Annotated in this window: 22 protein-coding genes; 9 read left to right on the top strand and 13 right to left on the bottom strand. The window is 64.6% G+C overall.

Annotation, left to right across the window (positions count from 1 at the left end; all coding sequences use genetic code 11):
- Positions 1-125: 125 nt before the first annotated feature.
- From BLJ79_RS02530 to sigE, 3 genes are read right to left on the bottom strand one after another with little or no spacing between them, the layout of a single operon-like run.
- Positions 126-503 carry a sec-independent translocase gene (locus BLJ79_RS02530; protein ID WP_071213075.1) on the bottom strand — a complete coding sequence of 126 codons (378 nt, stop codon included), beginning with the start codon at positions 501-503 and terminating at the stop codon, positions 126-128.
- Between the two features lie 42 nt (positions 504-545).
- Positions 546-1424 (bottom strand): zf-HC2 domain-containing protein, encoded by an 879-nt coding sequence (locus BLJ79_RS02525; protein ID WP_071213074.1) that lies wholly within the window; start codon positions 1422-1424, stop codon positions 546-548.
- Between the two features lie 24 nt (positions 1425-1448).
- Positions 1449-2063 (bottom strand): RNA polymerase sigma factor SigE, encoded by a 615-nt coding sequence (gene sigE / locus BLJ79_RS02520; protein WP_071213253.1) that lies wholly within the window; start codon positions 2061-2063, stop codon positions 1449-1451.
- A 224-nt stretch (positions 2064-2287) separates the two neighbouring features.
- On the opposite strand from sigE, the gene BLJ79_RS02515 reads away from it, so the two are divergent.
- Positions 2288-2923: an O-methyltransferase gene (locus BLJ79_RS02515; RefSeq protein ID WP_071213073.1), complete on the top strand. Its 636-nt coding sequence runs from the start codon at positions 2288-2290 to the stop codon at positions 2921-2923.
- A gap of 131 nt (positions 2924-3054) precedes the next feature.
- On the opposite strand, the gene BLJ79_RS02510 is transcribed toward BLJ79_RS02515, so the two are convergent.
- From BLJ79_RS02510 to BLJ79_RS02500, 3 genes are all read right to left on the bottom strand, one after another.
- The gene (locus BLJ79_RS02510) at positions 3055-3222 is read right to left on the bottom strand and encodes a DUF3117 domain-containing protein (protein ID WP_007269948.1); all 168 of its coding nucleotides are present in this window, start codon (positions 3220-3222) and stop codon (positions 3055-3057) included.
- A gap of 110 nt (positions 3223-3332) precedes the next feature.
- A complete protein-coding gene (locus BLJ79_RS02505) occupies positions 3333-3680 on the bottom strand; it encodes a DivIVA domain-containing protein (protein ID WP_071213252.1) in 348 nt (115 codons plus the stop codon).
- A gap of 48 nt (positions 3681-3728) precedes the next feature.
- Entirely contained in the window at positions 3729-4517 is a 789-nt protein-coding gene (locus BLJ79_RS02500; RefSeq protein WP_071213072.1) for an LOG family protein, read from the bottom strand.
- A gap of 124 nt (positions 4518-4641) precedes the next feature.
- On the opposite strand from BLJ79_RS02500, the gene BLJ79_RS02495 reads away from it, so the two are divergent.
- The 4 genes from BLJ79_RS02495 to BLJ79_RS02480 all read left to right on the top strand — a co-directional run bounded on the left by BLJ79_RS02495 (position 4642) and on the right by BLJ79_RS02480 (position 7992).
- A complete protein-coding gene (locus BLJ79_RS02495; protein WP_071213071.1) occupies positions 4642-5418 on the top strand; it encodes an amino acid ABC transporter ATP-binding protein in 777 nt (258 codons plus the stop codon).
- A gap of 73 nt (positions 5419-5491) precedes the next feature.
- Positions 5492-6322: a glutamate ABC transporter substrate-binding protein gene (locus BLJ79_RS02490; RefSeq protein WP_071213070.1), complete on the top strand. Its 831-nt coding sequence runs from the start codon at positions 5492-5494 to the stop codon at positions 6320-6322.
- Positions 6323-6409: 87 nt separating this feature from the next.
- A complete protein-coding gene (locus tag BLJ79_RS02485) occupies positions 6410-7090 on the top strand; it encodes an amino acid ABC transporter permease (protein WP_071213069.1) in 681 nt (226 codons plus the stop codon).
- The gene (locus BLJ79_RS02480; protein ID WP_071213067.1) at positions 7087-7992 is read left to right on the top strand and encodes an amino acid ABC transporter permease; all 906 of its coding nucleotides are present in this window, start codon (positions 7087-7089) and stop codon (positions 7990-7992) included. Before BLJ79_RS02485 ends, BLJ79_RS02480 begins: the two co-directional genes overlap by 4 nt.
- 126 nt (positions 7993-8118) lie before the next feature.
- Here the strand turns inward: BLJ79_RS02480 and dapE are convergent, their stop codons facing one another.
- Complete coding sequence (gene dapE, locus BLJ79_RS02475; RefSeq protein WP_071213065.1) at positions 8119-9270, bottom strand: succinyl-diaminopimelate desuccinylase; 1152 nt, start codon at positions 9268-9270, stop codon at positions 8119-8121.
- 37 nt (positions 9271-9307) lie between these two features.
- Between dapE and dapD the strand changes: the two genes are divergently transcribed.
- Positions 9308-10270 carry a 2,3,4,5-tetrahydropyridine-2,6-dicarboxylate N-succinyltransferase gene (gene dapD, locus BLJ79_RS02470; protein ID WP_083410945.1) on the top strand — a complete coding sequence of 321 codons (963 nt, stop codon included), beginning with the start codon at positions 9308-9310 and terminating at the stop codon, positions 10268-10270.
- Entirely contained in the window at positions 10260-11177 is a 918-nt protein-coding gene (locus BLJ79_RS02465; protein ID WP_083410944.1) for a hypothetical protein, read from the top strand. The genes dapD and BLJ79_RS02465 overlap by 11 nt, the downstream gene beginning before the upstream one ends.
- A gap of 11 nt (positions 11178-11188) precedes the next feature.
- Here BLJ79_RS02465 and BLJ79_RS02460 read toward each other — a convergent pair whose 3' ends face one another.
- The 4 genes from BLJ79_RS02460 to fdxA all read right to left on the bottom strand — a co-directional run bounded on the left by BLJ79_RS02460 (position 11189) and on the right by fdxA (position 14840).
- Positions 11189-11788, bottom strand: coding sequence for a hypothetical protein (locus BLJ79_RS02460; protein WP_071213064.1), 600 nt, complete (start codon positions 11786-11788; stop codon positions 11189-11191).
- A gap of 220 nt (positions 11789-12008) precedes the next feature.
- A complete protein-coding gene (locus tag BLJ79_RS02455) occupies positions 12009-13292 on the bottom strand; it encodes a citrate synthase (RefSeq protein WP_071213063.1) in 1284 nt (427 codons plus the stop codon).
- Between the two features lie 103 nt (positions 13293-13395).
- Complete coding sequence (gene dapC / locus BLJ79_RS02450) at positions 13396-14505, bottom strand: succinyldiaminopimelate transaminase (RefSeq protein WP_071213061.1); 1110 nt, start codon at positions 14503-14505, stop codon at positions 13396-13398.
- 11 nt (positions 14506-14516) lie between these two features.
- A complete protein-coding gene (gene fdxA, locus BLJ79_RS02445; RefSeq protein WP_071213059.1) occupies positions 14517-14840 on the bottom strand; it encodes a ferredoxin in 324 nt (107 codons plus the stop codon).
- A 280-nt stretch (positions 14841-15120) separates the two neighbouring features.
- Between fdxA and BLJ79_RS02440 the strand changes: the two genes are divergently transcribed.
- Both BLJ79_RS02440 and BLJ79_RS02435 read left to right on the top strand, forming a co-directional pair.
- On the top strand, positions 15121-15372 hold the full coding sequence (locus BLJ79_RS02440; protein ID WP_071213058.1) for a putative acetyltransferase: 252 nt from the start codon (positions 15121-15123) through the stop codon (positions 15370-15372).
- 103 nt (positions 15373-15475) lie between these two features.
- The gene (locus BLJ79_RS02435; RefSeq protein WP_071213056.1) at positions 15476-15970 is read left to right on the top strand and encodes a helix-turn-helix domain-containing protein; all 495 of its coding nucleotides are present in this window, start codon (positions 15476-15478) and stop codon (positions 15968-15970) included.
- Between the two features lie 102 nt (positions 15971-16072).
- Here BLJ79_RS02435 and BLJ79_RS02430 read toward each other — a convergent pair whose 3' ends face one another.
- Together BLJ79_RS02430 and typA are read right to left on the bottom strand one after the other, a co-directional pair.
- The gene (locus BLJ79_RS02430; protein ID WP_071213054.1) at positions 16073-16513 is read right to left on the bottom strand and encodes a hypothetical protein; all 441 of its coding nucleotides are present in this window, start codon (positions 16511-16513) and stop codon (positions 16073-16075) included.
- Entirely contained in the window at positions 16494-18404 is a 1911-nt protein-coding gene (gene typA / locus BLJ79_RS02425) for a translational GTPase TypA (protein ID WP_071213052.1), read from the bottom strand. Before typA ends, BLJ79_RS02430 begins: the two co-directional genes overlap by 20 nt.
- Positions 18405-18558: the final 154 nt, after the last annotated feature.

Raw genomic sequence — 18558 nt, 5'->3', positions numbered from 1 at the left:
CCAAGCCGGACACCCGCCCGGCGGGCAGAACGAAGGCGGCATCCGGTGGATGCCGCCTTCGCCGTTCACATTCCTTGTCCGGGCCCCGATGCGGGGGTCAACTCCCGGGGCCACGGGCCGTGGGATCAGGTCGCCTCGTTGTCGAAGGGCGCCGGCTCGTGCGGGGCCAGCGGAGCGCTGCGGGCGATCGCCACCGGACGCTGCGCGATGGCCGGGGTTTCCTTCACCGCGGACACGGCATCCTCGAAGTCCTCAAGCAGCGCGTCCTTGATGATCTTCCGCGGGTCGTATTGGCGCGGGTCGAGCTTGCGCCAATCCATGTCGGCGATGTCGTCGCCGACCTCTTCGCGCAGCTGTTCCTTGGCCCCGGTGGCCATGCGGCGCAGCTCCTTGACCAGGCGCGCCAGCTGGGCGGCGTATTCCGGCAGCTTTTCGGGTCCCAAAATAACCACGGCCAACACCGCAAGCACGAGCAGTTCACTGCCATTGATTCCCAAAAACACCTTTGTAGACTACCTGCTTTCGAGCGGCGGTGAGGCCATTTGCTACTGGAAGTCCAAAACCATGAGGCGGGAAAAGCCCCGCAGCAGGCGCTGGGAGAAATTCTCGGCCGCCGGGTCCAGCGACACAATGCGCGTGTGCTCCCCCACGACCAGCCGCTGCAGGATCCCTTCCACGTCTGACTTGGAAAGATTCGTGGTGACCTTGTACTTGACGTCTTCCATGTTCAACGTGGCGGTTCCATCAGCATACGTGACCGCTGCCGCCGCCTTGGCGCCCAGGCGGTGCCCCAGCTCGGTGAGCATGCCCGAGGTCGGGTCGGCGGTTGCCCCGGCTGCCACGGACTTCTGCAGCGACGCGGCCGGGCTGCCGGAAAGGGCCCGGGTCTCGGCCACCTGCACGGTGTGCCGGCTGTCGCTCAGCACCAGGGTCACGGTCGCCTCGCCCTGGTTCAGCGACCCGGTGGCGGAGGTGAGGGTGAACCCCGCGGCTTCGATCACCGGGCAGGTCCAGCCGGCCTGGCGCAATTGGTTGATGGCTTCGGCATCCAGGTTGCGGGCCGAGGCACTGAAGGATTCCGCCGGATCACGCTCCGGTGCCCCCTGGGCAGCCGGTGCACCGAGGAACCATGACATCGCGGCGATCGTGCCCACCAGGGCGAAGACCATCAGCAACACGGCCATGGGCACAAAGGCGGCGGCACTGCGGGATCCGGCTTCGCGTTCACGCGGCAGCGAGTAGTGTGTGCCCAGCAGGGTTTGGGCGTTCAGCGGGCCCAGTGGACGGGGCACCGACGCCGGCCCGCGCGACCCGACGCGCCGGGCATGTCCCAGCGCCGCCAAACACTGCGCGCAATGCTGCACGTGCCGTTCCAATGCCTGCGCGCGGCGCCCCTCCAGGGAGCCGGCGACGTATTCACCCATCCAACGTTCATAACGATGCATGCCCTAGCGCACTCCCGGGATCGTCCGCCGAATCTTGGGCAACGAGATCGTTGCAGGCTGCCGGGCGGCGGGGTTGCGGTGCGCCAGCTTCTCGCGCAGCATCCCCCGCCCGCGGTGGATGCGTGAGCGGACCGTTCCAAGCTTCACGTTTAGCGCTTCGGAGACCTCTTCGTAAGACAGTCCCTCCAGGTCGCACAGGACCACGGCCGCCCGGAATTCGGGGCCCAGCGCTTCGAGCGCCGCCTGCACGTCGACATCCAGGTTGTTGTATTCAAAACTGCGTTCCGGTCCCGGTGCGGTCCCGGGGATCTTGGCCTCGGCATCCTCGGCCAGTCCGTCGAAGCGGATCCGGGACTTGCGGCGGGCCTGGTCCAGGAACAGGTTCGTGGTGATGCGGTGGAGCCAGCCGCCGATGGTGCCCGGGGTGAAGGTGTGCAGGGAGCGGAAGACCCTGACGAAGGTCTCCTGGGCCAGGTCCTCGGCGTCTTGCCTGTTGCCGGTCAGCCGGTAGGCCAGGCGGTATACCCGCGGCGAATGGTCCCTGACGATTTCGTCCCAGCTGGGCACCGTGTGCTCCGCAGGCTCCTCAAGGGAGCGTACGTTGCTGGTCACGGACAATTTCGATGCATTCACGACAACAAGTCTCGCGTAGGCTCCTGAGCAGAAGCTGAAAGCGGCCTGTGCCCCCACTTTGGTTTGGCGTTCCCGGGCGGGGCCGCCCGCACGGGGATAAGATGGGCGCAGGGTTTTCCCTCCGACGCGATCGGTTCCGCTGCCGCATCCCGGCCGCACCGCTCGCACATGTACTCTCTTTCGCACCGCAAAGGACTTGCTGCACAACCATGAACCTGGACATCTTTAGCAGCTGGACATATGCACAGGCCCAAGCCCCGGAGGATGCGGTGCTCGAGCGGGCCCGCGAACGCGGACGCGAGCTGGGGGTCGAATCGGTGGGTTCTGCCACCGCCGGTTTCCTCACGGTCCTGGCTGCCGTCTCCGGGGCCCGGAACATCGTGGAAATCGGGACCGGGGTCGGGGTGTCGGGCACCAGCCTGCTGCGCGGGGCGGGAAAGCAGTCCGCATTGACCACCATCGACATCGATGTCGACCACCTGGCCGCCGCCCGCGAGGCATTCCATGACGCCGGCGTCGACGGTTCCCGCACCCGCGCCATTTCCGGCCGGGCCCAGGCCGTGCTGCCCAGGCTCACCGACGGCGCGTACGACCTGGTGTTCATCGATGCCGACAAGACGCACCTGCTCGAGTACGTCACCCAGGCCATTCGCCTGGTCAAGGTCGGCGGGATGGTCATCATGCACGACGCCTTCGACCAGCATCGGGTCCCCAAGCCCGCGGTCCGACGGCCCAGCACCGTGGCCACGCGCAATGCGACCCGCATGCTGCGCGAGGATGAACGATTCGTCTCCACGCTGGTGCCCACGGGACTGGGTCTGCAGATCGCAGCCCGCATCGGCTAACTTGACCCCTGCGTCCTGGGACGCCGCAGGGTTCCAACAGCGCCAGGCCGCATCCGCCCCGTGACACACCTCGGGGCGGGCACCTGGCCTTACCGGCCAAGTCCCGCCCCGCGGCATTTCGACACCGAGCACTACTCGGTGGCACCTACAAGGCATTCGCGCAGCTCGGCGGCCTCGTCGGCATTCAGCTCGACAACCAGACGTCCGCCACCGTCAATCGGTACGCGCATGATCAGGCTACGGCCTTCCTTTGTGACTTCCATCGGACCATCCCCGGTACGTGGTTTCATCGCAGCCATTAGCGCTGTTCCCTTTCATTTGAGGTAAAGGGCTTTTGGTCCTTCACCCAGTGGTGAGTTAATCGGCAAATCATGACGTTAGTGATCCGCTTTCAACTTGCTACGTCCTATTATTCCGAAGAATGGCTCGTGTTGCTAATCACAGGGTCTTTTCCGTGTGCCGCGATGACCTCATGCAACCGGGAAATCTCGGCCGAAAGCGCATCGAGGACCTCGTCGACCTGATCGCAGCGGTACCCCCGCAGGCCCAAGGAGAAATTCACCGAGTCGACGTCCTCGGCGCGTGGCCGCGCGGGAAGGAGCACCGGAGGCAAGCTGGCGACCGGCTCCACCAGCCCTTGGAGCGGACCACGAATCGGTTCGAAACGGCGTCCGTCCTGGCTGGTGCGACTGCGTTTGGTGCCGACTCCGAGGCACACCCCGGCACCGAGTATCACGATGGCGACCACCAACAACATGTACACCAACCTGGGCTCCTTCGGTGTGGGGAATGAATCTGTTGGGTTTTATTCGGCAGCGATAAACCCATTGGGGCGGGCGGAATTCACCACGATATCCACGGCTTCTTCGATATCGTCGGTGATGTGGACCAAGTCAATGTCTGAAACGGAAATTGCACCCTCTTCGGCAACAGTGTTTCTCAGCCATTCCAGAAGCGGACCCCAATAGGAGGTGCCCACCAAAACAATCGGGAATCCCGTGACCTTTTCCGTTTGGACCAGGGTCAGCGCCTCGAAGAGTTCATCCAAGGTTCCGTAGCCGCCCGGCAAGACAATAAATCCTTGCGAGTACTTGACGAACATCGTCTTTCTGGCAAAGAAATACCGGAAATTGATTCCCAGGTCCACCCACTCGTTGAGACCGGTTTCGAAGGGAAGCTCGATGCCCAAGCCGACGGAGATCCCACCGGCTGCCACGGCGCCCTTGTTCGCGGCTTCCATGGCTCCGGGTCCGCCGCCGGTGATCACTGCCACCCCGGCGGCGGCAATGAGCTCGCCGATCTTCTCGGCCTGGATGTACCGTTCCGATCCACGCTGCGTGCGGGCCGAGCCGAACACACTGATGGCCGGCCCCAACCCGGCAAGCGCGCCGAACCCCTCAACGAATTCGCTCTGGATGCGCAGCACCCGCCAAGGGTCGGAATGGGTGAAATCCTGGTTTTCGCGCGTATCGAGCAAGTAGGCGTCGGATTGCTCGGTTTTCGCCTGTGCCCGGCGCAAGACAACCGAGCCCTTCCTGCGTGCGGGATCCGGCAGGGAATCAAAGTTCTTGGATTGCGAATTCTGGCGTTGCATGCCCCCCACTGTATCGGCAATACCTGCTCCCACTGGCCGCGTCACGGCGCGTTTAGGCAAAGATTTGGCATCGACTAGCCAAAATGTCGCCGTGAAGCGCGTCACTTCGGATAGGGTTCATGTCATGAGCACTGATTCCCACTCGAATAGCGCTAAGTCGGACCTGACTCCTATCGTCAGGCTATCCGCAGTGAACAAGCACTATGGCCAACTCCATGTTCTGCAGAACATCAACCTTGAAGTCACCAAGGGTGAGGTCGTCGTGGTTCTGGGCCCCTCGGGCTCGGGCAAATCGACCCTATGCCGCACCATCAACCGCCTGGAAACCATCGATAGCGGGACCATCGAGATCGATGGAAAGGTGTTGCCAGAAGAAGGGAAGATGCTGGCCAAACTCCGTGCCGATGTCGGCATGGTTTTCCAGTCGTTTAACCTTTTTGCACACAAAACGATTTTGGAGAACGTTACCCTCGGCCCGATCAAGGCCAAGGGGATGAAGAAATCCGAAGCCGACAAGCTCGCGCTCACCCTCCTGGAGCGGGTTGGTGTTGCAAACCAGAAGGACAAGCTTCCGGCACAGCTCTCCGGCGGTCAGCAGCAACGCGTTGCCATTGCCCGCGCCCTGGCCATGCGTCCGAAGGTCATGCTCTTTGACGAGCCGACCTCCGCATTGGACCCGGAAATGATCAACGAGGTGCTCGACACCATGGTCGGCCTGGCCAAGGAAGGCATGACCATGATCGTGGTGACCCACGAGATGGGCTTCGCCCGCAAGGCCGCCGACCGAGTGATCTTCATGGCCGACGGCCAGATTGTCGAAGAGTCCACGCCCGACCAGTTCTTTACCAACCCCCAAAGTGCCCGCGCCAAGGACTTCCTTGGCAAGCTCATCACGAGCTAGGGCCACCCTCAGGACATTTCATGCTCGATGGATGAGAAACTCGCTCTCATCCTTGACCAAACAAGGAGAAACGATGCGTAAGTCTCGCATTTCAGCAGTAGCAGCCATGGCAGCGGCCGCGGCGTTGGCCCTGACCGGCTGCGGCGGTTCCGGCGGAGATACCGGCGACGGCGGCGACACAGTCAAGATCGGCATCAAGTTCGACCAGCCGGGTCTCGGGTTCAAGGACGGCGAGGCATACAAGGGCTTCGACGTCGATGTCGCCAAATACGTGGCGAAGGAACTCGGCTTCGCCGAGGACAAAATCGAGTGGGTCTCTGCACCGTCGGCCAACCGCGAAACCCTGCTGGAGACGAAGCAGGTTGACATGATCTTCGCAACCTACTCGATCACCGATGCCCGCAAGGAGCGCGTTGCCTTCGCCGGCCCGTACTTCGTCGCAGGCCAGGACCTGCTGGTCCGCCAGGACGACACGTCCATCACCGGCCCGGACACCTTGACGGGCAAGAAGCTTTGCTCGGTGACCGGTTCGACCTCGGCCAAGAAGGTCTCCGACTCCTACCCCGGTGTCGCCCTCGTTGAGCAGGGCGGCTACGCCGACTGCCTCGGCCTGCTGGAGACCGGCGGCATCGACGCCGTCACCACCGATGACATCATCCTCGCCGGCCTGGCAGCAACCCCGGCAAACAAGGGCAAGTTCAAGGTCGTTGGCAACACCTTCTCCGAGGAGAAGTACGGAGTTGGCCTGAACAAGGAAAACACCACCTGCGCCGACATCAACAAGGCCATCACGAAGATGATCGATTCCGGTGAATGGGAGAAGTCGCTCAAGGCCAACACCGAGGGCACCGGCTACACCCCGAATGCCAAGCTGAACCCTCCGACGCCTGAGCCCTGCGCCTAGTCGTTGACTGTTTCTTCATCGGACCCATCCGGCACGCAATCCGTGCCGGGTGGGTCCTCCACCAACCGCACCCTAAAGGAGTAAGCCGTGCAAGGCTACCTTTCCCTATGGGATGAATACGGCGGACAAATGCTGTCCGCCTTCTGGGGCAACCTGCAGCTGACATTTTGGGCAGCCATCGGGTCGTTGGTCCTGGGCACGATCCTGGCACTGATGCGAATTTCGCCGGTGCCCAGCTTCCGTGCCTTCGGGACCTCCTACGTGAACATCTTCCGAAACACCCCGCTGACCATCATCATGACCTTTGGCGTGCTGGTGCTCTTCGGCGTTTTCAAGGTCCAGTTCAGCTCGGATTTCAATCTCAACTTCTTCCAGATCGCCATCGTGGGCCTGACGATCTACCACTCGGCATTCGTCTGCGAGGCCATCCGGTCCGGTGTGAACACCGTGCCGTTGGGACAAGCGGAGGCGGCCCGTGCAATCGGGTTGAGCTTCATGCCCGCCGCCCGACTGGTCATCCTGCCGCAGGCCTTCCGCGGGGCCATCGCCCCGTTGGGCAATGTGCTGATCGCCTTGATCAAGAACACCACGGTCGCCGTGGCCGGATCCGTGGCCGAGATCTCCGGCCTGATGAAGACCATGCTTGAGTTTCGGGCCGATGTCGGAATCCTGATCTTCCTTACGATCGCCGTGTTCTTCGTGATCGTCGTGATCCCGGTGGGCCTGCTGACCACCTACCTATCCAAGAAGTTGGCGGTGGCACGATGAAAGTCTCCGAATCGGTCCTTTTCGACGCCCCGGGCCCCAAGGCCCGCCGTCGCGTCGTCATCGTGAACATCATTGGCGTGCTGATCGCCCTCGCCCTGGTCTACTACCTGTACAAGGTCATGAACGACGCCGGGCAGCTGACGGCCGAAAAGTGGTCCGTGTTCGGCAAGGGCTCCATCTGGGAGAACTACCTGATCCCGGGCCTGCTGAACACCCTCCGGGCGGCAGCCGTCGCCATCGTCACCTCGATGGTGTTCGGGTTCATCTTCGGCATCGGGCGCCTGTCCACCAACAAGGTCATCAACTGGATCAGCTCCATCGTCGTGGAATTCTTCCGCGCCGTCCCGGTGCTGCTGATGATGATCTTCCTGTGGATCATCCTGGCCCGCTCCGGGATCGTGGCTCCGAGCGATGCCCCGTTCGTCGCAGTGGTCGTGGGCCTGACCCTGTACAACGGCTCGGTGGTTGCCGAACTGATCCGCTCCGGCGTCTTCGGCCTGCCCAAGGGCCAGCGCGAGGCGGGCATTGCCATCGGCCTGACCCGCGGGCAGTCGCTGCGCAACATCGAGATCCCGCAGGCGCTCATTGCGATGCTGCCGGCACTGATCGGACAGTTTGTGGTCATCCTGAAGGACTCCGCGTTGGGGTACATCATCAACTTCAACGAACTGCTCTTCAACGGCAAGCTCATCGGCACCGGCAACGCGAACGTGCTGCAGGCGCTGGTGGTTGTTGCAGCCATCTTCATCCTGATCAACTTCGGGCTCTCGAAGCTGGCCACCGTGGTGGCGGGCCGGCTCAGCAGCCGCGGCATCAGTGCCGGCAAGCCCCTGGACCCTGCGGTCCCCGTGGTGGTTGCGGATTTGAACACCACGGTTCCGGGCGGCAACCCCAACGGTTGATCCCGCTTATCCGGGTGCCGCGCCGTGCGATGCGGCCAAGGGCCGGGCAGCAGTCGACCTCGTATTGAACGAGGCCCCGACCGCCGCCCGGCCCTTTGCTTGTGCGCGCCCCGTGGGGTTCCCGGGCTACGACCCGTGGCCGGTGGCCGGTGGCCCGCCCAGCCAGAGTTCCAAGGCGGCAAGGCACTCGTGGATGGCCGCGCGGGTGACATGTTCGTCGTCCGAATGCGCCAGCAGCGCATCGCCCGGGCCGAAATTCACCGCCGGGATCCCCAGCTCGGAGAAGCGGGCGACATCGGTCCAGCCGAACTTCGGCTTCGGCTCCCGGCCCACGGCCGCCACGAAGGAGGCCGCCGCCGGGTGCTGCAGCCCGGGCCGCGCCCCGGGCGCGCCGTCGGTGCGGACGATCTCGAAGCCCTTGAACAGCTCGAACACATGGGCCTCGGCGGCCGCCACATCCTTGTCCGGGGCGAAGCGGTAGTTGACCTCGACCTCGCAGAAGTCCGGGATCACGTTCCCGGCGATGCCCCCGGCGATGCGCACGGCGTTGAGCGATTCGCGGTAGGCCAGGCCGTCCACGTCCACGGTCCTGGGAGTGTMGTCGGACAGGATGCGCAGGATGGGCGACGCGGCATGGATGGCGTTCTCTCCCATCCAGGCGCGGGCCGAGTGTGCAGCCGTTCCGCGGGTGCGCACCTTGTAGCGGCTGGTGCCGTTGCAGCCGCCCTCCACAGTCCCGTTGGTGGGCTCGAGCAGGATCGCGAAGTCGCCGGCGAGCAGTTCCGGGCTGTTGCGCAAGAGGCGGCCCAGGCCCGACTTGGAACCCTCGACCTCTTCGTGGTCGTAGAAGATGAAGGTGACGTCGCGGTTGGGGTTTTCCAGGGTGGCCGCCAGCGCCAGTTGGACCGCAACCCCGCCCTTCATGTCGGTGGCCCCGCGCCCGTAGAGCGTCTCGCCGTCCCAGCTGGCCGGGACCGTTCCCCGCGCCCCGGGCGTGGTGGGCAGCGGCACGGTGTCCAGGTGCCCGGCCAGCACCACCCGCTCCGGGCGGCCGAGCATGGTGCGGGCCACGATCGCATCCCCGTCCCGGTGCAGCACCAGGTGCGGGAGCTTGCGCAGGGCCGATTCGACGGCGTCGGCCAGGGGCCCCTCGTTGCCGGAAACCGACTCGATGTCCATCAGGCGGGCGGTCAGCTCGGCCACGTCCCCCTGCAGGTCCAGGTCGATGGGCGCGGCGGGGCGGATGGCGGAAGCGGGGCTGGGTTTGCTGTGCACAATCCAAGATTAGTACCGGTGCCCGCGCTAGGATTGATTCATGACTCCGGTAGACACCAGACTGACGCATGCTTCCACCCAAGACCTCAGGATCGCCTCGGCCCACGGCCTGGCCACCTACGCATCCGACGGCACGGTCCTGGACGTCTGGTTCCCCCATCCGGTGATGGCGCTCCTCGAGGACGCCGCGCAGGTCTCCGGCGACCTGGCCGCCGCCGCTTCCAAGGATGAAGCCCGCGGCACCACCCAGTCGGTCATTTCGCTGGAGATCAACCTCGATGTGGCCCCCGCGGACGCACCGGATGTCTGGCTGCGCCTGCACCTGCTCTCCCACCGCCTGGTGGCGCCGAACAACGTCAACCTCGACGGGGCCTTCGGCCTGCTGCAAAACGTGGTGTGGACCAACTTCGGGCCCTGCGCCGTGGGCAACTTCGAAACCACCCGCCTGAAGCTGCGCTCGCGCGGCACCCTGACGGTGTTCGGGGTCGACAAGTTCCCCCGCATGCTTGACTACGTCGTGCCCACCGGCGTGCGCATTGCCGACGGCGGGCGGGTGCGCCTGGGCGCGCACCTGGCCGAGGGCACCACCGTCATGCACGAGGGATTCGTGAACTTCAACGCCGGCACCCTGGGCCATTCCATGGTCGAGGGGCGCATTTCCTCCTCGGTCGTGGTCGGCGACGGGTCCGATGTGGGCGGCGGCGCCTCGATCATGGGCACGCTCTCGGGCGGCGGCAAGCAGCGCATCACGATCGGCCAGCGCGTGCTGCTGGGCGCCAACTCGGGCGTGGGCATCTCCATCGGAGACGACTCGGTGGTCGAGGCCGGGCTGTACGTCACCGCCGGCACCCTCGTCCAGCTCGGGGACGCCGTGGTCAAGGCCGTGGAACTCTCCGGCGTGCCCAACCTGCTCTTCCGCCGCAACTCGATTTCCGGTGCCGTGGAGGCGCTGCCGCGCGCCGGCCAACACGTTGAATTGAACAGCATCCTGCATGCCAATTGACGCACACCAACGCGTGCTCGCGCTGGGCTCGCGGCAGGCGCAAGAGCAGCACGGACGGCACCGCGGGCCGCGCCGCTGGGGCCGCACGCTGCTCGCGTTGACCCTGGCCGCCGGGCTGATCGGCGGCGGGCTCTACGCGGCGGTGAACTTCATCGGGCTGGACACCGCGGTGGTGAGGCAAAAATGCACCGCGCTGGTGGGTTCGACGCTGCACACCCTGAGCCCCGAACAGGCCTCCAACGCGGCACTGATCGCCGCGGTGGCCACCCGGCGCGGAATGCCCACGCGGGCCGCAACCATCGGCATCGCCACCTCGCTGCAGGAATCCAAGCTCACCAACATCGACTACGGCGACAATGCCGGACCCGACTCCCGGGGCCTGTTCCAGCAGCGGCCCTCGATGGGTTGGGGCACCGAAGCCCAGGTCATGGACCCGCTGTACGCGGCCAACCGCTTCTTCCAGGAGCTGGAGACCTTCGACTACGCCTCCATGTCGCTGACGGACGCCGCGCAGCGCGTGCAACGTTCGGCGTTCCCGCTGGCCTACGCCCCCCACGAGGAGAAGGCCGCGGCGTTCGCCTCGGCGCTGACCGGGGCCTCGCCCTCGACGCTGAACTGCACGCTGCGCCCGGCCGAAGGCGCCGGGTCGGCCAAGGACCTGGCCGCGGACCTGAAGGCGGCCACGGGCCAGGCGGCGCAGGTGCTGGGCGGGAACCGGGTGCGGATCCCGGTGAGCGGGAAGCAGGGCTGGGCCATCGCCCAATGGGCCGTGGCCAACGCGGACAAGCAGCACACCGAGTCGGTCTCCTACGCCGGGCTGGTGTGGAACCGCTCCGAGGGCCACTGGGTGCCCGCGGCCACCAGCGACGGCTACGTCGTGGTGTCCCTGGCCGACAGCGGAAAATAGCCGGCCGGGAGCTAGGCCAGCATGTCGATGATCGGCTGCAGGTAGCTGCGGAAAAGCGTTGCATCGCGCATCAGGTCCTGGCTGAGGATCACGGTATCCGGCTCCACGAACCAGGCGCGGCGCTCGGCCAGCGGCAGCTCCACCAGCTTCAGGTGCAGGTCCGAGACGTTCTTGCCTTCGAGCTCGCGCTCGGCAAAGAGCTGCGCGACCAACGCCAGGCGCTCCTTGGTGTGGTCGTGGCGGGATTGCTGGTACTCCCCCAGCCTGTTCTGCGTCCAGGTGTAGGCGTTGCCGTAATGGGCGCGCAGAAGGTGCTGCAGGCTCGGGGAATCGGAGAAGTCGGCGAAGTCCGGCTCCGCATGGATGTCGATGGCCGGGTGGGTGTCGGAAATGATGCTCTCCCACCAGCTCTGCCATTCCTGGCGCAGTTCCCCGGCGGAATGGTCCCCCAGTTCACTGGCTGCAGCGGGTTTGACCTTGGGGGTCAGTGGTGCCAGGCACGGGGTTCCAAGTGGCTCGATGGCCGCCAGGTCCCGAAAGTACAGTGCCAGCATCATCTCCGTGTGGGTATCAGCCGAAACCTTCCAACCGGATCCAGAATCCTGCACCATGCGGGCACACTCGTTTCTTTCAATTCCCTCGCCTATCTCAAGGATAAGCCCGAAACCGCACAATTGGCCCGAAAAACCGGGGGCCGGGCAGCTGCCCCGGCACGGCAAAGGGGGCCGGTGTCGTGGAAGGAGCTTTACTTCCACGACACCGACCCCCTGAGGGAACGCTGCCGTGCACCTGGGCCCACGGGATGCAATGACCCGGGGGAAGGCTGGCGGTTTAGCGGTTCGGGTAGTTGCGTTCGGTTTCGCCGACGAAGAGCTGGCGCGGACGGCCGATCTTCATTTCGGGGTCCTGCAGCATTTCGCGGTACTGGGCAATCCAGCCAGGCAGGCGGCCGATGGCGAACAGGACCGTGAACATCTTCTCCGGGAAGCCCATGGCCTTGTAGATCAGGCCGGTGTAGAAGTCCACGTTCGGGTAGAGCTTGCGCGAGATGAAGTAATCGTCGCTCAGTGCGCGCTCTTCCAGGGACATGGCGATGTCCAGCAGTTCGTCGTTGCCGCCGAGCTTGTTGAGGATCTCGTGGGCCGTCGACTTGATGATCTTGGCGCGCGGGTCGTAGTTCTTGTAGACGCGGTGCCCGAAGCCCATGAGGCGGACGCCGTCTTCCTTGTTCTTGACCTTCTCCATGAAGTCCGCTGGCTTCAGGCCCTCGGACTGGATCTCGCGCAGCATCTTCAGCACCGCTTCGTTGGCGCCGCCGTGTGCGGGGCCGGAAAGCGCGTTGATGCCCGCGGAGACCGAGGCAAACATGTTGGCGTTGGACGAACCCACCAGGCGCACCGTGGAGGTGGAGCAGTTCTGCTCGTGGTCGGCGTGCAGGATCAGCAACTGGTCCAGGGCCTTGACGATGACCGGATCCATGTCGTATGGCTCGGCGGCAAGGCCGAAGCTCAGGCGCATGAAGTTCTCGACCAGGTTCATCGAGTTGTCCGGGTACAGCAGGGCCTGGCCGATGGACTTCTTGTGGGCGTAGGCGGCAAGGACCGGCATCTTCGCCAGCAGGCGGATGGTCGAGAGCTCGACCTGCTCCTCGTCAAAGGGATCCAGCGAGTCCTGGTACCAGGTCGACAGTGCCGTAACCGCGGAGGACAGCACCGGCATCGGGTGCGCATCGCGGGGGAAGCCGCCGAAGAAGCCCTTGAGCTCCTCGTGCAGCAGCGTGTGGCGGCGGATCTTCTGGTCGAAGGCCTCCAGCTCGGTGGCCGAGGGAAGGTTGCCGTAGATCAGCAGGTAGCTGGTCTCGAGGAAGCTGGACTTCTGCGCCAGCTGCTCGATCGGGTAACCGCGGTAGCGCAGGATGCCCGCGTCGCCGTCGATGAACGTGATTGCGGACTTGGTCGCAGCGGTGTTCATGAAGCCGGGGTCGTACGTCACGCCACCCGTCGCCTTCAAGAGCGGCGCGATGTTAAAGCCGTTGTTGCCTTCTACCGCGGGCACAACAGGTAGTTCGATGCTGTTGCCGCCAAAGCTGAGCTGAGCAGAATTGTTTTCCGTCATTGTCTCTCCTAACCGGAATGCAGATGAGTCCGATGGTCAGTAATCACTGTCACGCTACCTTTTAGTAGGCTCTTGACACCAATTGGTTGGTCACGTTTGTGTATCAGGCTGCCGCATTGAGCCGTTGAACGGCGCTGGCGATCCGCTCGTCGCTCTCGGTCAGGGCAATGCGCACGAAGTTCTCCCCGGCCGTTCCGTAGAAGGCCCCCGGGCCAGCGACAATGCCCAGGTCGGCGAGCCGCCCAACGGTGGTCCAGCAGTCCTCGTCCGCGGTGCACCACAGGTACAGTCCGCCCACCGATTCCTCGATGCGCAGCCCGAAGGCGTTGAGCGCCGGAACCAGCGCCTCGCGGCGTGCCCGGTACGTGTTTTTTTGTGCCTTGACGTGCTCGTCGTCGTTCAGTGCGGCAACCATGGCGGACTGCACCGGGGCCGGCACGATCATCCCGGCATGCTTGCGGTTGTTGATCAGCGCGGGCATCAGGTTCGGCGCCCCGGCCACGAAGGCTGCACGGTATCCGGCAAGGTTCGACTGCTTGGACAGCGAGTACACCGCCAACAGGTCGCTGTGGTCCGAGCCGCTGACCGACTCGTGCAGGATGCTGGGCACCCCGGCCTCGTGTTCGCCCCAACCGAGTTCCGCGTAGCATTCGTCCGATGCCACCACGGCACCGAGCGAACGCGCGTCATCGACCAGTGCCTTGAGGTCCGCGGCCCCGCGGATGATGCCCGTGGGGTTCCCCGGCGAGTTGACCCAGACCAGCTTGACCCGTGCACGGTCAGCGTCGGAGAGGGACGCCAGCGAGTCGGCGGCGATCGAGTCCGCACCGGCCAGTTGCGCGCCGATGTCGTAGGTGGGGTAGGCAACCAGTGGACGGACCACCAGGTCCCCGGCGCCCAGGCCCAGCAGCAGCGGCAGCCAGGCGACCAGTTCCTTGGAGCCGACCGTCGGCATGACGTCGTCGCTCGACAGGCCGTGCACGTCGCGCCGGCGTGCAAACCAGTTCACGATGGCCTCGCGCACCGCGGGCGTGCCGTGGGTGGTGGGATATCCCGGGGCGTTCGCGCCGTCGCGCAGCGCGTTCATGATGATCTCGGGGGTGGGGTCGACCGGCGTGCCGATGGACAGGTTCACCGCCCCGCCTTCATGCTCGGCGGCACGCGCCAGGTAGGGGGCAAGGGCGTTCCACGGGTAGTCAGGGAGCGTCAGCATGGTGTCGCGGATCAGCCCTGTGCTTGCGCCGGAAGCGCGGCCACGATCGGGTGGTCGATGCCCATGTTGCCGAGCTTCGCGGCCCCGCCCGGGGACCCCACCTCGTCGAAGAACTCCACGTTGACCTTGTAGTATTCGGCCCACTGCTCAGGGGTGTCGTCTTCGTAATAGATGGCTTCGACCGGGCACACCGGTTCGCAGGCGCCGCAGTCAACGCATTCGTCGGGGTGGATGTACAGCGAGCGTTCGCCTTCGTAGATGCAATCCACGGGGCATTCCTCGATGCACGCCTTGTCTTTGACGTCGACGCACGGCTGGGCGATGATGTAGGTCACGGTACCCGGGGCCTTCCTTCACTACAGAAACATTCGGTGATTTGCATGCGGCTAGACATGCATGACACCAGCTTAGTCCCGACCTGCCCCGAATGCCGCAGCAGCTCCCCCGCCGCGGAATTCTTACGTTCTGCGTCACACTGCGGATCGCCCCCGCTGCCGCTCCCGGCGAATTCTTACCTCCCGCATCGCATCCGGAACCCGCGGGAACCCGCCATGCCGGAAATCTTACGAATTGCGTCACCAACGGCGGGCGCAACCCAGGACCTAGGATTGGGGCATGAGCACGGACTTCTTGGATTCCCTGGACCCCGGCGCCCGCGTGGTGCTTCGCTATCGTCTCTCCCCCGGCGAGCAAGGGCAGGCGGGCGAACAGATGAGTGACGCGCTGGGTTACCTGCTGGCGGTCGACGAGCACTCCGTGACCGTCCAGACCCGCACCGGGGATATGCAGGTCAGCCGGGCGGCCATCACCCACGCCAAGCGGGTGCCCCCGCCCCCGGCGCGCAGGCGCTCCGCTCCCGGCGGCTGACCCGGCAAGCCGCGCACAGGCCCCCGACGCGGTGAATTCGCACTCCCCGGACATGTGATTTGAATGATTCAATCAGTGGCGGATTTTCCCGTATGCTGATTCCATGGCCACAGATGAAGAGGTACAGGCCCGTGCACGGGCGTTGAGCTCCCCGCTCCGACTCCGCATTTTGCGACTTTGCTTGCACGAATCTCGTACCAACAAGGAAATAGCGGACCTGCTGGAGATCAATCCGGCAACATCGCTCCACCATGTGCGCACGCTGCTCTCAAACGGGTTCCTCGCGGCCGAGGAAACCCGCCGGGGGAACCGCGGGGCCAAGGAAGTGCCCTACCGCAGCACCAAGCTCTCCTGGGGCACCAAGCTGCCGGACGCCGCACCCCTGCTCGTCGACACGTTCCTGCAGGAAATCGACGGCCTGGCCCCGCAGGAGATCCAGGTCATGCGGGTGGGGCTGAAGCTCAGTGAAGGAACGCAGAAGGAAATGATGGCCCGCATCCATTCGGTCATCGAGGACTACGCCATGCGCGACGCCGAGCCCGACGGAGTGGCCACCTCCCTCTTCCTGGCCCACCACCTGGATCTCAAGTCGGCGTAGCCGCCCCGTAAACCAAATAGCTTGGCCCCCGCAAGAATCCTTGCGGGGGCCAAGCTATTTATTAGATGTTAGGTTCCTGCGTTGTCCGGGCCAGCCGACGAATCAGCGCCCGGAGCGCGCCAGGAGTCGCAACTGCTTGGAGACCAGCAGGATCGCCACGACGACCGGGACGATGATGCCGTACACCCAGATGCCGCCGGCCAATGCCGGGCCGGGCAACATCTTGAAGAACTGTGTCGAGACGATCATCTGGTTGTGCTGGTCGGTCGAGATCAACGCGACAAACACATACGTCGCCAGGCCCGTCAGCGCACTGACCCACAGCTTTCCCCGCACCAGGCCAACCCAGTAGGTCAGGGTCCCGGTGAGGAGCAAGGCGAGGGCGGCACCCCACGGCACCGGGACGTCGCCGACATAGCCCAGCGAGGCATGCAGGATCGTGCCGACCACCGCGGCCAGCGCCCCGGCCGCCAAGGCGACCAGGACGCTGCCGATTGCCGAGGCGCCGGCGCCTTGGGCCTGGTTAGGCCTTGGCCCGGGCACGGTAGGCCTTGGCGCGGTCATTGGCGTTCAGGATGAGCTTGCGGATGCGGATCGCTTCCGGGGTGACCTCAACGCATTCGTCCTCACGGGCGAATTCGAGGGACTCTTCCAGCGTCAGCTGGCGCGGCGGGGTCATGTTCTCGAAGGTGTCCGAGGAAGCCGCACGCATGTTGGTGAGCTTCTTTTCCTTGGTGATGTTCACGTCCATGTCATCGGAGCGCGAGTTCTCGCCCACGATCATGCCTTCGTAGACCTCGGAGGTCGGCTGCACGAAGAAGGACATGCGTTCCTGGAGGTTGATCATCGCRAACGGGGTCACGACGCCGGAGCGGTCAGCCACGATCGAACCGTTGTTGCGGTATTCGATCGGGCCGTGCCACGGCTCGTAGCCCTCGGCCAGCGAAGAAGCGATGCCTGCACCGCGGGTGTCGGTCAGGAAGCGGGTGCGGAAGCCGATCAGGCCACGGGCCGGAACGATGAATTCCATGCGGCACCAGCCGGTGCCGTGGTTGGCCATGTTGGTCATGCGGCCCTTGCGGGCAGCCATCAGCTGGGTCACGGCGCCAAGGTATTCCTCGGGCACGTCGATGGTCATGTGCTCCATCGGCTCGTTGATCTTGCCGTCGATCATCTTGGTGACAACCTGCGGCTTGCCAACGGTCAGCTCGAAGCCTTCGCGGCGCATCTGCTCCACGAGGATGGCCAGGGCCAATTCGCCACGGCCCTGGACTTCCCAGGCATCCGGACGCTCGGTCGGAAGGATGTTCAGCGACACGTTGCCGATCAGTTCCTTGTCGAGGCGGTCCTTGACCTGGCGTGCGGTGACCTTGGCGCCCTTGACCTTGCCGGCCAGCGGCGAGGTGTTGATACCGATGGTCATCGAGATGGCCGGCGGGTCGACGGTGATCAGCGGCAGCGGCTTCGGGTTCTCCAGGTCGGTGAGGGTTTCACCGATCATGATGTCTTCGATGCCTGCAACTGCGACGATCTCGCCCGGTCCTGCGGACTCGGCCGGAACACGGCTCAGGCCCTTGGTGGCCAGCAGTTCGGTGATCTTTACGGTCTTGAGCTGGCCGTCCTGGCGGGCCCAGGCAACCTGCTGGCCCTTGCGCAGGGTGCCGTTGAAGATACGCAGCAGGGCCAAGCGACCCAGGAACGGGGAGGCGTCAAGGTTGGTGACGTGTGCCTGAAGGACTTCGCCTTCGGTGTACGTCGGGGCCGGGACGTGCTTGATGATGGTCTCGAACAGCGGCTCGAGGTCCTCGTTGTCCGGCAGGGTGCCGTCTGCAGGCTGGTTGACCGACGCGTAGCCGGCCTTGCCCGAGGCGAAGACGATCGGGACGTTCAGGATCTTGTCCAGGTCCAGGTCCGGTGCTTCGTCGGCCAGGTCCGAGGCCAGGCCCAGGAGCAGGTCCATGGAGTCGGAGATGACGCCGTCGATGCGGGCATCGGGGCGGTCGGTCTTGTTGACCACGATGATGACCGGCAGATTGGCGACAAGCGCCTTGCGCAGCACGAAGCGGGTCTGCGGCAGCGGACCTTCGGAAGCATCCACGAGCAGAACTACACCGTCGACCATGGACAGGCCGCGCTCGACCTCGCCGCCGAAGTCGGCGTGGCCCGGGGTATCGATGATGTTCATGGTCATGTTGTGGCCGTTGGCGGCCGGGCCGTTGTAGAACACAGTGGTGTTCTTGGCCAGGATGGTGATGCCCTTTTCGCGTTCCAGCTCGCCAGAGTCCATCACGCGGTCTTCGGTTTCACCGTGGCTGTCGAACGCACCGGTCTGCTGGAGCATTGCGTTGACCATGGTGGTCTTGCCGTGGTCGACGTGGGCAACGATGGCAACGTTGCGCAGGTCTTCACGACGAATGGTGGTGGTATCTGACATGCGAAAAGGCTCACTTCTTCTAGAGAATTTTGGGTCTCGGGGATCGGGGCCACGACTGACCCAATTAACCATTCTAGTCCCAATGGGAAATCTGGTGTAAAACGTGCCTTATCTCACGTGGCCAAATTTGTACGAAGGGCTGCTGCGCCCCGTC

This window comes from Arthrobacter sp. UCD-GKA (genome assembly GCF_001863355.1).
In the GTDB taxonomy this organism is placed as follows: Bacteria; Actinomycetota; Actinomycetes; order Actinomycetales; family Micrococcaceae; genus Paeniglutamicibacter.
Note: the sequence above shows the minus strand (reverse complement) of the source record. Positions and strands in the feature narration are given on the sequence as shown.

What these genes read in the sequence shown, in the direction of transcription:
- BLJ79_RS02525 (WP_071213074.1), bottom strand. Translation starts at nt 1,424, where the DNA reads ATGGGTGAATACGTCGCCGGCTCCCTGGAGGGGCGCCGCGCGCAGGCA.
- BLJ79_RS02515 (WP_071213073.1), top strand. Translation starts at nt 2,288, where the DNA reads ATGAACCTGGACATCTTTAGCAGCTGGACATATGCACAGGCCCAAGCC.
- BLJ79_RS02510 (WP_007269948.1), bottom strand. Translation starts at nt 3,222, where the DNA reads ATGGCTGCGATGAAACCACGTACCGGGGATGGTCCGATGGAAGTCACA.
- BLJ79_RS02505 (WP_071213252.1), bottom strand. Translation starts at nt 3,680, where the DNA reads ATGTTGTTGGTGGTCGCCATCGTGATACTCGGTGCCGGGGTGTGCCTC.
- BLJ79_RS02500 (WP_071213072.1), bottom strand. Translation starts at nt 4,517, where the DNA reads ATGCAACGCCAGAATTCGCAATCCAAGAACTTTGATTCCCTGCCGGAT.
- BLJ79_RS02495 (WP_071213071.1), top strand. Translation starts at nt 4,642, where the DNA reads ATGAGCACTGATTCCCACTCGAATAGCGCTAAGTCGGACCTGACTCCT.
- BLJ79_RS02490 (WP_071213070.1), top strand. Translation starts at nt 5,492, where the DNA reads ATGCGTAAGTCTCGCATTTCAGCAGTAGCAGCCATGGCAGCGGCCGCG.
- BLJ79_RS02480 (WP_071213067.1), top strand. Translation starts at nt 7,087, where the DNA reads ATGAAAGTCTCCGAATCGGTCCTTTTCGACGCCCCGGGCCCCAAGGCC.
- dapD (WP_083410945.1), top strand. Translation starts at nt 9,308, where the DNA reads ATGACTCCGGTAGACACCAGACTGACGCATGCTTCCACCCAAGACCTC.
- BLJ79_RS02465 (WP_083410944.1), top strand. Translation starts at nt 10,260, where the DNA reads ATGCCAATTGACGCACACCAACGCGTGCTCGCGCTGGGCTCGCGGCAG.
- BLJ79_RS02460 (WP_071213064.1), bottom strand. Translation starts at nt 11,788, where the DNA reads ATGGTGCAGGATTCTGGATCCGGTTGGAAGGTTTCGGCTGATACCCAC.
- BLJ79_RS02455 (WP_071213063.1), bottom strand. Translation starts at nt 13,292, where the DNA reads ATGACGGAAAACAATTCTGCTCAGCTCAGCTTTGGCGGCAACAGCATC.
- dapC (WP_071213061.1), bottom strand. Translation starts at nt 14,505, where the DNA reads ATGCTGACGCTCCCTGACTACCCGTGGAACGCCCTTGCCCCCTACCTG.
- BLJ79_RS02440 (WP_071213058.1), top strand. Translation starts at nt 15,121, where the DNA reads ATGAGCACGGACTTCTTGGATTCCCTGGACCCCGGCGCCCGCGTGGTG.
- BLJ79_RS02435 (WP_071213056.1), top strand. Translation starts at nt 15,476, where the DNA reads ATGGCCACAGATGAAGAGGTACAGGCCCGTGCACGGGCGTTGAGCTCC.